The sequence below is a fragment of the Burkholderia sp. Ac-20384 genome (assembly GCF_017104605.1).
GTDB classification, from domain to species: domain Bacteria; phylum Pseudomonadota; class Gammaproteobacteria; order Burkholderiales; family Burkholderiaceae; genus Burkholderia; species Burkholderia lata.
Genome location: NZ_JAAGPE010000001.1, coordinates 98,851 through 112,614, shown reverse-complemented (window position 1 = coordinate 112,614; position 13,764 = coordinate 98,851). Strand labels below are relative to the sequence as shown.

The 13,764-nt window shown below is 59.5% G+C and carries 13 protein-coding genes; 10 read left to right on the top strand and 3 right to left on the bottom strand.

Translation table 11 applies throughout. The features are described from left to right. Both G3O00_RS00460 and G3O00_RS00455 read left to right on the top strand, forming a co-directional pair. Window positions 1–345 (top strand): DUF3088 domain-containing protein, encoded by a 345-nt coding sequence (locus G3O00_RS00460; RefSeq protein ID WP_206141650.1) that lies wholly within the window; start codon window positions 1–3, stop codon window positions 343–345. A 46-nt stretch (window positions 346–391) separates the two neighbouring features. Continuing rightward, on the top strand, window positions 392–1,390 hold the full coding sequence (locus G3O00_RS00455) for an ABC transporter substrate-binding protein (protein ID WP_206141649.1): 999 nt from the start codon (window positions 392–394) through the stop codon (window positions 1,388–1,390). A gap of 134 nt (window positions 1,391–1,524) precedes the next feature. On the opposite strand, the gene G3O00_RS00450 is transcribed toward G3O00_RS00455, so the two are convergent. Next, entirely contained in the window at window positions 1,525–1,806 is a 282-nt protein-coding gene (locus G3O00_RS00450; RefSeq protein ID WP_241024865.1) for a hypothetical protein, read from the bottom strand. Between the two features lie 412 nt (window positions 1,807–2,218). Here G3O00_RS00450 and G3O00_RS00445 point away from each other — a divergent pair, with 412 nt between their 5' ends. After that, on the top strand, window positions 2,219–2,545 hold the full coding sequence (locus G3O00_RS00445; protein WP_206141648.1) for a hypothetical protein: 327 nt from the start codon (window positions 2,219–2,221) through the stop codon (window positions 2,543–2,545). A gap of 54 nt (window positions 2,546–2,599) precedes the next feature. Further along, window positions 2,600–4,255, top strand: a complete 1,656-nt coding sequence (locus tag G3O00_RS00440; protein WP_206141647.1) for a tetratricopeptide repeat protein — start codon at window positions 2,600–2,602, stop codon at window positions 4,253–4,255. A 110-nt stretch (window positions 4,256–4,365) separates the two neighbouring features. Here G3O00_RS00440 and G3O00_RS00435 read toward each other — a convergent pair whose 3' ends face one another. Then, window positions 4,366–5,628 carry a glycosyltransferase family 9 protein gene (locus G3O00_RS00435; RefSeq protein ID WP_206141646.1) on the bottom strand — a complete coding sequence of 421 codons (1,263 nt, stop codon included), beginning with the start codon at window positions 5,626–5,628 and terminating at the stop codon, window positions 4,366–4,368. A gap of 1,109 nt (window positions 5,629–6,737) precedes the next feature. On the opposite strand from G3O00_RS00435, the gene G3O00_RS00430 reads away from it, so the two are divergent. The 6 genes from G3O00_RS00430 (at window position 6,738) to G3O00_RS00410 (ending at window position 11,391) form a co-directional block, all read left to right on the top strand. Further along, the gene (locus G3O00_RS00430; protein WP_206141645.1) at window positions 6,738–7,004 is read left to right on the top strand and encodes a hypothetical protein; all 267 of its coding nucleotides are present in this window, start codon (window positions 6,738–6,740) and stop codon (window positions 7,002–7,004) included. 17 nt (window positions 7,005–7,021) lie between these two features. Further along, window positions 7,022–8,665 carry a DUF2334 domain-containing protein gene (locus G3O00_RS00425; protein ID WP_206141644.1) on the top strand — a complete coding sequence of 548 codons (1,644 nt, stop codon included), beginning with the start codon at window positions 7,022–7,024 and terminating at the stop codon, window positions 8,663–8,665. A 574-nt stretch (window positions 8,666–9,239) separates the two neighbouring features. After that, a complete protein-coding gene (locus tag G3O00_RS00420) occupies window positions 9,240–10,118 on the top strand; it encodes a DUF2875 family protein (RefSeq protein WP_241024864.1) in 879 nt (292 codons plus the stop codon). Window positions 10,119–10,242: 124 nt separating this feature from the next. Next, window positions 10,243–10,446, top strand: a complete 204-nt coding sequence (locus G3O00_RS43210; RefSeq protein ID WP_241024863.1) for a DUF2875 family protein — start codon at window positions 10,243–10,245, stop codon at window positions 10,444–10,446. A gap of 271 nt (window positions 10,447–10,717) precedes the next feature. Beyond that, window positions 10,718–10,978, top strand: coding sequence for a PAAR domain-containing protein (locus G3O00_RS00415; RefSeq protein ID WP_206141643.1), 261 nt, complete (start codon window positions 10,718–10,720; stop codon window positions 10,976–10,978). Window positions 10,979–11,073: 95 nt separating this feature from the next. Then, window positions 11,074–11,391: a hypothetical protein gene (locus tag G3O00_RS00410; RefSeq protein WP_206141642.1), complete on the top strand. Its 318-nt coding sequence runs from the start codon at window positions 11,074–11,076 to the stop codon at window positions 11,389–11,391. Window positions 11,392–11,675: 284 nt separating this feature from the next. Here G3O00_RS00410 and rpoD read toward each other — a convergent pair whose 3' ends face one another. Beyond that, window positions 11,676–13,709: an RNA polymerase sigma factor RpoD gene (rpoD, locus tag G3O00_RS00405; protein WP_241024862.1), complete on the bottom strand. Its 2,034-nt coding sequence runs from the start codon at window positions 13,707–13,709 to the stop codon at window positions 11,676–11,678. Window positions 13,710–13,764 lie beyond the last annotated feature (55 nt).

Sequence of the window (13,764 nt, the reverse complement as noted above, 5' to 3'; positions counted from 1 at the left end):
ATGAGTCGCGATGTGCTGTTTCTGCTGGAACCGGGCTTTGCCGATCCGAAGCATCCGGGCCAACGCTTCGTCTGTCCGCATGGACTGTCGATCGAGGGGCTGCTGGCGAGCGCGCCCGATCGAGCGGGGCGAATCGACGTGAAACGTGTCGGCTTCGAGCGGCCGCGGCACGCGGTGATCGACGCCCTCGACGATGCCCACCAGGGGCTGCCGGTTCTCGTGCTCGGCCGCGACCAGCCGGCGCCGGACGACGCACAGGCGCTCGGCGACGTACGCTTCGTCACCGACACGCGCCGCATCCTCGAACTGCTGGCCGATCGCCACGGATTTCCGGTGCTGCATTGACGCGGCGGCTTTCACTTCCCGCTTTATCGACCGACAGGAGCCCCTGATGTCGTCAATTTCGGCGGCGCGCCGCCGTTTGCTGCTTGCGGGCGCTGCGGTCGTGGCGGCGCCATGGGCCGCGAAGGCTGCATTCGCGGCGCCGGACGTCAACGCCGACCTCGCCGGCACCACGTTGCGCGTCGCGACCTACAAGGGCGGCTGGCGCGCGCTGCTGCAGGCAGCCGGGCTGGCCGACACTCCGTACCGGATCGACTGGCGCGAGCTGAACAACGGTGTGCTGCACATCGAGGCGCTCAACGCCGATGCACTCGACATCGGTTCGGGCAGCGAAATTCCGGCCGTGTTCGCCGCGCGCCAGAAGGCCAACGTGCGGCTCATCACCCGCGTGCGCGAAGACCTGAACAACCAGGTCACGCTCGCGCGCAAGGATACGCCGATCCGCAGCATCGCGGACCTGAAGGGCAAGCGCGTCGGGTACGTGCGTGCAACGACGTCGCACTACTTCCTGTATCGCCAGCTCACGGAGGCGGGCCTGAGCTTCGACGACATCCAGCCGATCAACCTGTCGCCGACCGATGGCTTGTCTGCCTACGATCGCGGTGACATCGACGCATGGGCGATCTACGGCTACAACGGCCAGCTTGCGCGCAATCGCTACGGTGCGCGCGTGCTGAAGACGGGGAAGGGCTATCTGTCGGGCAACTTCCCGGTCTATGCAAACCCGCGCACGCTCGACGATGTGCGCCGTCGCGCAGCGACGGGTGATCTGCTGCTGCGATTCCGGCGCGCGTATGCGTGGGCGAACGGGCATTTCCGCGACTATGCGCTCGTGCAGAACCGCGAGACGCGCGTGCCGGTTGCCGATCTCGTCGCGATGTTCGACCAGCGCAGCGAAGACTACGCGCTGCTGCCGGTGACGCCCGACGTGGTAGCGCAGCATCAGCAGGTCGCGGATGTGTTCGCGCGGATCGGCGTGCTGGACGGGCCGGCCAATGTCGGGCCGCTCTGGGATACGTCGTTCAACGCGCTGGTCGCTACGACGTGATCGGGGGCAATGAGAAGATCCCCGTGTGAGAGGGGGATTCAGGGTTCACGCGCATGTTGAAAGCGCTGTTTTCCCTGCGTGATCGAGGCTTCACGCGCGGCGTGGCCCTCGTCGAAAGGTCTTGCGTGACCGGATCAGGCGAACGTTGTCGCGACCATGATGCCGAACACGACGCCGATCGCAATTCCGCAGAGCCGCCCGTAAATCGATGCGCGCACATTGTCGTCGAGCACGAACGGCGAGCGTTTGTGCTTCCATACCGTGCTGAATGCCACCGGGCGGGTCAGCAGGGCGATGCATGCGATCAGCACCGGGGTGGCGATGAGCATCGCAATGCGCTGTCCGTTCCAGTCGACGCCATGCATCGCCAGCGAAACGAGCGCAGCAAGCGGAACCTCGACGCACAGGCCCAGCAACGAACCGTTGACGAATGAATCTCCGGGGGACTGAAACATGATCGGTCCTAGCGTTCGAATGAAATCGGCGCCCGGCTCGAGCTCCCGAAGATAGAAAAACCACGGCCGTTGCCCACGGTCGGTCGACCGCGTTCGGCATTAGCCAGGATGACGGCCGGATAGTACGGCAAATCATTGGCCCATTGACGGTCATTCAAGCTATTTAACAAATGTCCCGAGTTGGAACGCATTTTTATGCTGCATCGGGATATCGCGCCGTGATAAAAATCGGGCACCTAGTCGTTGTCGGCGCGTAGAGGCTGCGCGGCCGACATGGCTACAGCGCGTTGCCGTTCCGGCACGAAATTTGACCCTGGTCGATTTCCGGGTCTACCGGGCTGGTTCCGGAGCGGGGCGCGGGTGGAATGAGCCGATGGCAACGGCGAAGCATCACCGATTCAACGCCGGGGCCACGGCAAGCTGCACGCTTTGGTGCGGATTGCCGGTACTGACGGTTCCGGGCGACAGGCTTGCCGGCCGCTATGGCGCGAGTCTTCTGGCGGCGGTCGGGTTGCCGGAGTTGATTGCGCCGGATATCGATGCGTATGGGGCTGTCGCAGTGGATCTTGCACGCTCTCCTGGCAGGCTCGGCGCGATCAGGCAAAGGCTCCGTGAGGCTAGGGGCCAGTCACTGCTTTTATTGCAGCGATATGCCAGCGGGTTGCCGTCGGACACGATCGACCTGGCGGTCGCGGATTGACAACGCCAGACGCGCCAGCACGACGAATATCGGGGAAAAGGAATCTGCTGGATAATGCGCAACAAAGATGATGGACAGATGGGTGCTGTCTCATTGCATAACTTGCTATCGGGGAATGGGATGTCGTTTGATGAGGACTTCAATGGCGTCGCGGCACAGGTGCGCGAGGCGGAGGCTGCCGGACAGTTCGACCGGGCGGCCGATCTTTTCCACGTCCTGTTTGAACGATATCCTCGCAGCGACGTCGTTCTAAAATCCTATCTGGACGCGTTATTGCGTCAGGGGCAAGCAGGCAAAGCGCTCGAGGCTTGCGAGCGCGCCATCGCCGCGACGCCCGAATCGACCGTTCCGTGGCGCGAAAGAGCGCTTCTCTGCTTCAATCACCTGAACGATCCCGCCGCCGCCATCGCCAGCTTGAAAGACGGGCTGGCGGCGTTTCCGTCCAATGCCGAGTTGCATCTGATGCTTGCCGACGCGAGTTTCCAGATGCTCGACTTTGAGACGTCACGCCGGCATGGCATGAAGGCGGCCGAATTCGGCGATCTGACCATCGCGTTGCGGGCACGCCATCGATTCATTGAGGATCACGAAGGTGCCGTACACATCGCACGCGCCATTCTGGAAAGGTACCCGACGGAGATCGGTGCGCTTGTGCAGGGCGGTATTTCGCTCTACTTGTTGGGGCGCTTTGAAGAAGGCATCGGCTATCTGTACCGTGCCGCCGAACACGATCCCTATCGGGGCGAAGTCATCTTTCCGCTGGCGAATCTGCTCTTGCTGCTGGGTGACACAAAGGCCGGATGGCGCCGATACGAAATGCTCGCGGATCTCGCGTCGCTCCGCAGCGGCCCCCGTGAATTGACCACCTATCACGACCGCCTGTGGCGCGGACAGCCTCTTGATGGCAAGCGCATTCTGGTGATCAGCCATCTCGGCCTCGGCGATTGCCTGATGTACGCCCGTTACGCCCGAGACCTGAAGGCGGCGGGCGCCCACGTCACGCTCTGCGTCAAGCCGGAGTTGATGCAGCTTCTGCGCGAACTCGAAGGCGTCGACGAGTTGTTGAGCGCCTGGCCCATCGAGACCTGGGGCAACTACGATTACTGGATCTTCGAAAACCTGCTGCCCGCGAGATTGGGGGCGAGTGACGGGATCGTGCCTACCTACCGGGACGGCTATATCAAGCTGAAAGACCCGGATGCCGCCAAGGCACTGAGCGAGCGCAGTCGCCCATCCGATCGGTTGCGAATCGGCCTGTGCTGGGACACGTCGCCCAATTATTTTGCGGGGCGCTCTCGCAGTCTCTTGCCTGAAGATCTTCAGCCGTTGGCCGAGATTGAAAACGTCGACTGGTTCGTGCTTCAGAAACATCCGCTCGAGCCGGATTTCGCGGCACGTAGCGGGCTGTCGATCCTGAATCGATCCGATGAATGGAGCGATCTCTACGATACGGCGGTATTTGCGGCATCCCTCGACCTGACCATCTCGATCTGCTCGGCGCCCGTACACCTGGCCGGGTCGCTGGGTCTGCCAGCGTGGGTCATGCTGGGCGCGCCGGAGTGGCGGTGGGGCGCGCAAGGCGACACGGGGCCCTGGTATCCGCACATCCGCGTCTTCCGGCAGGCGACACCCGGAAACTGGCGTAGCGTTACCGAGGCGGTGCGTGCCGCACTCGAATCGGAGCGCGGGAGCTTGCGTCGAGTGGCTTGACGGGCGACAAAGCGTCGTCGAAGCGGAACATCAATGCGCTCTCGGCGTGGAGAGCATCGCTTCGACGCGTGGCGTGCCGTGTGCCTGGCGGATGTGCGTACCTGGATTGGCTACCATGCCGCGTCCTTGCCGGACAATGCATCCGCCATCTCCGAGATCGGGCTGCTCCAGTCGCCTAATGCGGGTTGCCGATACAAATGCATGGACCGGTACCACGGCGTATCGCGATGGGTGTTGGACCAACGCTCATCGCATGCGGCCGACAGCAACAGCCACACTGGACGCCCCAGTGCTCCAGCGAGGTGGGCTGGCCCGGTATCCACCGTAATCAATAAATCCAGCGCATTGAGAATGACGGCTGTATCGCCAAGATCGTTCAGTTCGTCGCCAATGACGCCAATACCGTGTTGATCCAGCAGTGCATGCTCTTCGTCGGTGATCTTGCCGAACTGCAGCGCATGGAAACGGCACTCTGGCGCACCAAACAATGGCGCAAGCTGCTCCAGGGCGATTGATCGATACGGTTCATGACGCACCGACGTACCGCTGCGCCAAATCAAGCCTATCTCGCGAACGCCATCGCGTCGATTGTTGAAAGTGTCGGCGACACGTGGCGTCATTTCCCGTCCAGCTGGCGCCTGCACGTATGAGCTCGTCCAGCTCGGGAAGTATGGCGTCGTCTGATACCGGGCAAAGAGGTCGAAGGTGCAGAGGATGCAATCGCTTTGGTCAATTGCGTCGCTGGCGTTCTCGACAAGTGTGACCCAGTCATAGGAGGCGAATATCGGAGCCAATATGCCCGGTGCCTGCAAAACGATAGCCGACGCGCCTTCGTCCCGTAACAAGTGCAAGTACCGGGAAAACATGATCACATCGCCAAGACCACCTTCCTGGAGGATGAGCACACGCCGTCCAGCGGCTGATTCGTCGAACCGGAGCAGCTTGTTGACAATCCGCCCGTACTCGCTCGTATCGGACGGGTAGATATTTGAAACGACACCGGCTCGCCCCCATGCATCACGCGAACGCCGATTCAGCGCATGGGCTTCACGAAAACGACCTTGAGCGTACTGCGCGATCACGAGTTCGACTTTCAAAACCCGGCGGTCGGGTTCGTGGTGAAGTTCCGCGAGTGATTGCATCAACAGAGGCTCGGCCTGCGCAAAAAGACCGAGATAGTTCATGTCAATGCCGACCTGCGCGCGAAGAAACGGGTCCTTGACCTGATCGGCGATTTCTTTCGCCACGCGTATGGCTTCTTCGGCATGACCTGAGAGCCTGAGCGCGCGACTCAGTGCAAGTCCAGTGCTCGCGGACTTGTCCCGCAGGTAGGCCTTGTATGCGGCGTCGAGCTCGGATTGATCGCGTGTCAATGTGTCCCCTGTGATTCTTTGGTGTGGATGAATGCGGCATGGCCGGCTTCGAAGTCGCAAGCATCCGGAATCAATTCATTTCAAGTCGTTCGATTTCGCGCTATCGAGAAGCAATTCGGGCGATGAATGGTAAGTGTCAGGCAGTGTAGCAAACCGGTTGAGTGCTCGAGCGGACAGTGCTTGTGTGTTGCGTCGACACAGCGCGCAAGCAGGATCTGCGTCCCGCGAGCCTGGGTCGCCGTCACGCCTGGGTAGTACCTGACACAGGTTCGGTTGAGTCCGCTGAAACGACGCGACGCTTGCGATGAGACGCTTTGTCGAAGAGACGGGGAGGTGGCTGACCTGGATCGGTTTGTTCGGATGAAAGCCATCCCGATACTCGATCGACGATAACCAGAAGATCGGCTTTGATCATCCGACATCATTCTTCGACGAGATTCTTGCCCTTTCGAACAGGTTCGTCCTCTATCGAGCGCGTGTCGATGTGAATCTGACAAGGTGGCCGGGTCAGCTAGACAAGACGTTGTTGTCCAGCAGCACGACGTCTCACGCTCGAAACGTTCGGACACTCAGTCGAATCCTGGCTGAAAATTCGTGATCCAGATCATTTTTCACTTCACCTGTCGGCGTAACGAACGCCAGGTGTCGATGAATTCCCTCGTTTCGCTACTGGCACGGATGAACTTTGGAGCAGGTGCCACCGCGTACCGTCACCTTACGTTTCGTCGACGTAACGTTTTCATATCTTTCAATGCTCTCTTGTTTGAACTGTTCCCGGGCCGCTTCGGTGGAGCGGAGACTGGCACCGTTAATGCATGCGTGACCGACATAGCGATCAGCGAGCCTGCGGCTGCACTTTCGACATCCGTCTCAGTGGTCGGCTGTTTCGACGTGTAGCGGTGGTCTTCACACGCGGGCCGATGTGACCGATGCAACCGACGGTTCATTCGTCAGGCGGGCGACGATGCGTGGCGCTATTCGTATGAGGTTGTATCAGGCACGCATACCCCTTCGGTGCGCGTCTGCCTGACGCTCAAGGTGCGCACGAGGCGCTTTTCCCAATCGCACACCCCAGTTCTCAGCCAGAGGTCAGTGAAAGGAGTTCTCCAATGAAAGCCTCGTTCAAGGTTACTGCGGCGTGTGCCGCGATTTCGTCCGCGATTGCATTGACCGGCACGGTCTGGAGCGCCGGAATCCCGAGTGCTTCCGTCCCACACGCGCGCGTGACACCTCCACCACGCGCGGTTGTCGCGACCGAAATCATGCCCGGCGTGCCGGAGGAGGGGAAACGCCATGCCGAGCGCGAGCATGGCAGGGGACCGAACTTCAAGGAAGGCAAACATCGTCTGAGCAACGGCAACTTTCAGCGCGACTAGGCGCGAAGGAGATCACCATGAAGAAGCTCGTTCTCGCGTGGGTGCTGGTGCTCGGGGTCGTATTTGCCCCGGTACCGTCGTCCATGTTCGCGCAGACCACCACGGCGAAAGTCCTGGTGCTCTATGATGCCCCGCCAAACGACGCGTACTCGAAACTCGGTCTGGCGTACGCGATAATGCTGCGCAACCTGCTTGGCCATTTCAACACCAATGTCACGCTTGCGCCCGTCGACGGCTATACGGCCGGAACGGTCGAAAAGTATCAGGCGACTTTCTATCTCGGGGACTATTACAACAACACCATTCCATCCGCTTTTCTCGCTGACGTCGTCAAGACGTCAAAGACGGTGGTCTGGTTCAAGAACAACCTGTGGGAAGTCGCATGGGATCCCTCGTACAACTTCACGGCCCGCTATGGATTCACTTTCACCGGGATAAGTGGACTGGCCAACACGCCAACGAGCAGCAACCCGAACCCGAACTTCTTCGACACGGTGCTTTACAAGAACATGAGCATGGTCAAGTACTATGCGTTCAACGCCAGCACCGGCGTGGTTAGCGCGGATCCGGACATTGGTGTCACTGCGGTGTCTGATGCGACAAAGGCCAATGTCCTTGTCACCATCAAGAACAGCCAGACGGGTGCGCAGGCGCCGTACGTCATGCGCGCGGGCAATTTCTGGTACTTCGCCGACATGCCGTTTTCGTACATCGGGCCACGCGACCGGTACCTGGTGATTTGTGACCTGCTGCATGACATTCTCGGGACCAACCAGCCGGTGCTGCATCGCGCGATGGTGCGTCTTGAAGACGTCAACGCGTTCACGACCACGTCGTCGATGAAGACGCTGACCGACTACATGTATTCAAAGCGCATACCGTTTTCCATCGCGACCATTCCGCGGTACGAAGATCCGCTTGGCGCCTATAACAACGGCGTGCCGCTGACAGTACACCTCGCGCAGGCGACCGGTCTGAAGCAATCGCTCAATTACGCGCTGGCCCGAGGCGGCAAGATCCTGATGCACGGCTACACGCATCAGTACAATTCAACGCCGAATATTGTCAACGCGGTGAGCGGCAATGACTACGAGTTCTGGCTTGCCACGCAGAACCGCCCCGTGGACGAAGATTCGACACAGTGGGCTTCGGCTCGTCTGAGCGCGGGCCTGCAGGAATTTTCGTCGAATGGCTATGTTCCGTTTGCGTGGGAGGCGCCGCATTACCAGTCTTCGCCCCTTTCCATCAAGGCCGTTCCGCCGCTATTCAAGACAACCTACCAGCGGGCCGTCTACTACACGTCAGATCGGCCGAACCTGAATTCGACCGCACCGAATCACGACTTTTCGGTTGGCCAGTTCTTCCCGTATATCATCAACAGCGACTATTACGGGCAACGGGTGCTGCCTGAGAACCTCGGAAACATCGAATACAACATTTGCAGTATCGATCCGTCCTCGTGTCTGGCATACACGTGGCAGGATCTCTACACGAATGCGCAGTACGCACTGACGGTCCGGGATGGTTTCGCGTCCTTCTTCTTCCATCCATTCTGGCTTGAGCCTGATCTCGGCACGCCTGGCCTGCAGGATTTGCAGAGCCTCGTGAGCGGGATAACCGGTCTCGGCTTCCAGTGGGTTGCTGCGTACGACGCCAAGTAGTGTTGATGTTCAACGGGAATTGACCGTAAGCGGTGCAGTATCGGCCTCTATCCAACGATGTTCTGAGCTAGGAGCATAGGTGTCGACCTCATTTTGTGAGGTGGACACCTATATCCACGACGAACGCCATCGAGAACATCAACTCGCAGTTGTGCAGGAGCATCGAGACCTGAGGACACGTCCGGACCGACGAGCGGCCTCGACGCTCATCAGGCTGGTACTGCGCAAGACGAGGCGGGCAGAGAACGAACACTGCATATTCAGACGGACGAGTTCGTACGGCGCTGCACTTGGCAGATGCTGCGAATAGCCCAGACCCAAGATAGGTGGAGAACTTTCAACCAGGAATTGCGGACGCGGTAGTTTTGTGGCGTCTCGATAATTTTACATAATATGTATGATCAATTTTTTCTACGCTGGTGCATTTGGAATGTGTTGCGTCCTAAGCCGTGGATCGGCTATTTCGGCGCAACACTGAGCTCCGTACTCACTGGCAAATCCGCGATGCCAAAAATTTGGCCAGGAATAAAATGAAAAAGAAACCAGCAATCAGTGTTTGCTTTGGACTGCCGTATTGAAGCTGCTCACCGTGAGCGGCGCTCTATCCTGGGGAATCACATCGATGATTCAACGCGTGCTGCTCTGGCTGCTACCGATCGCTCTGATCAGCGGCATCGTGTATGCCGGCTATAGTATGTGGTCGCGCCAACATGCGCCACGCTCGTTCGATCCGGCAGCGGTACAGGCCGCTGCCGCGAATGACGATGCGATAGCAGCGGCCGCCACGTGCGATCCGCGCTTCACGCTGGAGGTCCGCCGCTTCGGCGTCACGGTCGACCGCTTCCGTCAGCGCGCGCTGCTGATGCGGCTGGATGAAGCCAGCGTGAACGGCAAGTTGCTACTGCAGGATCCAAAGGAATACCCGTGGTCCATGGGTACACGCGATACAGCCTACAATCAGCGCCTAAACAACGTGTTCGGCTACACACTGCGCAACTGGACGGATTACTGGCCGATACCTGTCATCGTAGCTGGCCCGCCAAGAGATCAGAATGACCCCGATGCCGATCGCATGGCAACGCATATCAGCAGTGCCGACAATGGCGCTGGGATCGGGAACACGCTCTACATCCGTCTCGATGAGATCCATACTGAACACGGCGATGAAGTAATGTCACGTGTGTTTGAGTTCTTCGATCGGCATCCGGAACTGCCCGCCGTCGTGCTGCTAATCGAAGACGGATTGAATGCTCGCGCTCTTATGCGTACGCCTGGCGAAGATGTAACTCAATCAATCAATGACGGCAACTTCGTACCGAAACGCCCGGACAGCTTTGTAGCCCTGCTGGTGACACGCAAGGATCGGGTCGACCGACTGATCCGGCCGTACACAGTTGACGCGCCGGAGGCGATCGACAACACCAAGACGCAGTACGACGTGATCAAGCTGTAGAATTATTTTTGGGCCGAACAGAAAGCCTATTGGGCGGCAGGCAACGCAGCAGGCGAAGCAACACATAAAGAAATGCCCTGGGACTACTGGCAATCGAAGCTGGCGGACGAAGGACGCGTTCGACATGCAGCGGCGCATTGGTGGCGATACGGGCACCAGCTCGACCTGGGTGCAGCTCGCACTCGCCTTGATGATGGATTACGAAGACGGCAAGACGAGTGCGTTGGTGAACCTACGCGACCCGTTGCACGGGACAATCGTGATGCTGACGCCCCCGGACGAGGCGTCGCGGAAAGCGAACCCACAGACGTTCAGCTGGGATTTCTAGGAAATTAGCTTGAATAATTTTTTTGATATTCAACGACCCATAGATTTGGCCGTGCTGGTCGTATTTTTTTTGATTTTAGTTTCACCGGCCGCGCTGGCATTTTCGGCATTTTCTTTTTACAAAAACATAAAAATAAGGAATTATTTTAAATTGACAATATGTGGATTTATATTCTTGTTTTTTGCATCACTCGACATCATGGCTGTGCTTGTGGTGGTGGCCTTTCGATCTGGAGGTCCAACGACTTGCTGCCTCTAAGTGGAATGAATAAATGAGCGATAAACTCTATGTCCTTGAGGGCGATACCCATAGCCATGGAGGGTGGGTCCTTTCGGGGGCGCCCCACTCTCGAATCAAGGGCCGGGCGATTGCGCGTTTGCACGATCCAGCGATTTGCGAGATTCACGGGCCGACCACGATTGCGAAGGTGTCGGGTCGCGGCCGCTTCGAGGGGCAGCCCGCTGCGTGTGACGGCGACGAACTGGCGTGCGGGGCGAAACTGATTGCGAGTCAATCGGACACCGGCGGCTAAGACCAAACCCGCTCGGTAGAGCGCGCCGGGCACAACACTGGAATGCGGTACTCGGTCCAACAAGGATTCTGGATCCAAGCTACCCGCGGCGTGACATGGAGCAACGTGGACGAGGCGCGGTGCGCGCGTCATCCGTTTTCGACTTGAGGTGTCTTATGGGACTGGGAGCGTACAAACCCTCGCGCCATCAACAATTGCTGGGGTGGGGCGTCGGGTTAATTGGCGCGGGAATTGGCCTTTTCTCTGTTCTTATTGTGTTTCTGGCGATTGGTGCATTTGACCAGTGGCATATTCAAGGCGGCGCACAGTTAAATTTCGTCTTCTCCGTGCCGGTGCTTATTGTGGTGATCGGACTCACTCTGGTAATCGTGGGTTTGATCAAAGCGTTCAAAGCGTTCAGAGCACGCAAATGAATCGATATGCGACCGCACGTGAACTGTCGGCGCGATGGAAAATCGATGTGACCGTGCGGCCAAGTCTACGTCGGACTTGAACCAGGAGCAGGAGCTTTCATGCGCGGCATGATTCGGGTTGGAGACGATGTCAATCAGCCCCCAAGGGGAAGCCGGCCGCCAGCATCAAGCCGCTGTCAGTTTTCCCTACAGCGAATACGCCCGGTCACGACAGCGATCAGGCCGGCACGTGATCGCTTCAAATCTGGAACCGGGCGTCGAACGGTTACGACGCCCGGCTTGCCTCAGCGCTCAAGAAAGGGCCTGAGCTTGTCTGCACGGCTGGGATGCATCAGCTTGCGCATCGCCTTGCTCTCAATCTGACGAATTCGCTCGCGAGTCACGTCGAACTGCTTGCCAACTTCTTCAAGCGTGTGATCGGAGTTTGTGTCGAGCCCGAATCGCATCCGCAGAACCTTGGCCTCGCGCGGCGACAACCCGTTGAGTGCCTCGTCGATCGCCGCGCGCATGTTCGCGTGAATCGCCGCCTCGGCCGGTGAACTCGCCGAGACATCCTCGATCATGTCGCCGAGCGTTGCGTCGGCGTCGTCACCTACCGGGGTTTCGAGCGAGACAGGTTGCTTGGCGATCTTGAGGATACTGCGCACTTTCTCCTCGGACATCTCCATGCGCTTTGCCAGCACTGCGGGATGCGCTTCCTGCCCGGTCTGTTGCAAGATCTCGCGCGATATCCGGTTCAGCTTGTTGATCGTCTCGATCATGTGGACCGGCACGCGAATGGTCCGCGCCTGATCGGCGAGCGCACGCGTGACAGCCTGCCGGACCCACCAGGTCGCGTAGGTCGAGAACTTCCAGCCGCGCCGGTATTCGAACTTGTCCACGGCCTTCATCAGGCCGATATTGCCCTCCTGGATCAAATCCAGGAACTGCATGCCGCGGTTCACGTATTTCTTGGCGATTGAAATGACAAGGCGAAGGTTCGCTTCGATCATCTCGCGCTTGGCCTGCCGCATTTTCAGTTCCGCGGCGCTCATCTGGCGGTTGATCTGCTTGAGCTGCTGGAGCGGCAGCGAGACCCGGGACTCGATGTCGACGAGTTTCTGCTGCGCCGCCTGAATCGCCGGTTGATGTCGCTCGAGTGCCGCGCCAAACTGCTGCGAGGTCGCCGCCGTGCGGCTCGTCCATTCGAGGTCGGTCTCGTGGCCCGGGAACGACTCGACAAACGCGTCGCGCGGCATGCCGCAACGGTCGACGGCAATCGCCAGAACGCTGCGCTCGATCGCGCGAACCTCAGTCACTTGCCCATGCACGATCTCGCAAAGGCGGTCGATGGTCTTGGCGGTAAAGCGGATCGGCGCGAGTTCACGCTGGATCGCCGCGCGCACTTGCGCGGCGGCTGCGGAACGGGCTTCGCCAGTGACAGGCACATCCGGCAACTGCTCGAACAGTGCACGCACGCGCGCGAAAATCACGAGACTGTCGTTCGTGAGTTCTTCGAGGCGTGCCGCGTTCACCTTCTCCGAATCCCCGGCGTCCGTTTCGACGTCGTCTTCGTCCGAATCGTCATCGGCGGCGAGTACTTCCGCCTCCTCTTCCTGGGACTCCGGCGTCATTTCGCTTTCATCGGTGTCGACACTGATGCCATCGACCAGTTCGTCTATGCGCAGTTCGCCGGCAACGATGCGGTCGACATCGGCGAGAATAGTGGACACGATCGACGGACACGCGGCAATCGCTTGAATCATGTCCTGCAGACCGTCTTCGATCCGTTTCGCGACCTCGATTTCACCGGCGCGGGTCAGCAGTTCGCTGGCCCCCATTTCACGCATGTACATCCGAACCGGATCCGTGGTGCGGCCGAATTCGGAATCGACAGTCGATAGCGCAGCTTCCGCTTCCTCGTCTGCCTGATCGTCGGATGCCACGGCCGGCGCAGCTTCGGTGAGCAGGAGCGCTTCGGCGTCCGGCGCTTGTTCGTACACCGCCACGCCCATGTCGCTGAACGTGCTGACGATGGTGTCCATCGCCGCCGTTTGGGCAAAGTTGTCCGGCAGGTGATCGTTGATGTCCGCGTGGGTGAGATAGCCGCGCTCGCGCCCGAGCGCGATCAACGCGCGCATCTGGCGCTGGCGCTCCTCATTCTGGCGCGCCAAGGACGCGATGTCCGTCGGTGTCAGGGCCTGAGCCTGGGCCTTACCCTTCGACGCACGGCGGCCGGCTTTTGCCGTGGCCGTGACTTCCGGGGAGGTGGAATCGTTCCGATCAGAAATTGCCAATACATGCTCCTCAGCAGATGAGCCAACGATCGTCGCGAGCATGACGCCAGAATAGGTTGCCTGCCGGGATGCGAACGGAATCGCGATACGCACAGAT

Bases quoted from the DNA above. Each gene is read 5' to 3' on its own strand.
- G3O00_RS00460 (WP_206141650.1), top strand. From the start codon at position 1: ATGAGTCGCGATGTGCTGTTTCTGCTGGAACCGGGCTTTGCCGATCCG.
- G3O00_RS00455 (WP_206141649.1), top strand. From the start codon at position 392: ATGTCGTCAATTTCGGCGGCGCGCCGCCGTTTGCTGCTTGCGGGCGCT.
- G3O00_RS00445 (WP_206141648.1), top strand. From the start codon at position 2,219: ATGGCAACGGCGAAGCATCACCGATTCAACGCCGGGGCCACGGCAAGC.
- G3O00_RS00440 (WP_206141647.1), top strand. From the start codon at position 2,600: ATGCGCAACAAAGATGATGGACAGATGGGTGCTGTCTCATTGCATAAC.
- G3O00_RS00430 (WP_206141645.1), top strand. From the start codon at position 6,738: ATGAAAGCCTCGTTCAAGGTTACTGCGGCGTGTGCCGCGATTTCGTCC.
- G3O00_RS00425 (WP_206141644.1), top strand. From the start codon at position 7,022: ATGAAGAAGCTCGTTCTCGCGTGGGTGCTGGTGCTCGGGGTCGTATTT.
- G3O00_RS43210 (WP_241024863.1), top strand. From the start codon at position 10,243: ATGCAGCGGCGCATTGGTGGCGATACGGGCACCAGCTCGACCTGGGTG.
- G3O00_RS00415 (WP_206141643.1), top strand. From the start codon at position 10,718: ATGAGCGATAAACTCTATGTCCTTGAGGGCGATACCCATAGCCATGGA.
- G3O00_RS00410 (WP_206141642.1), top strand. From the start codon at position 11,074: ATGGAGCAACGTGGACGAGGCGCGGTGCGCGCGTCATCCGTTTTCGAC.
- rpoD (WP_241024862.1), bottom strand. From the start codon at position 13,709: ATGCTCGCGACGATCGTTGGCTCATCTGCTGAGGAGCATGTATTGGCA.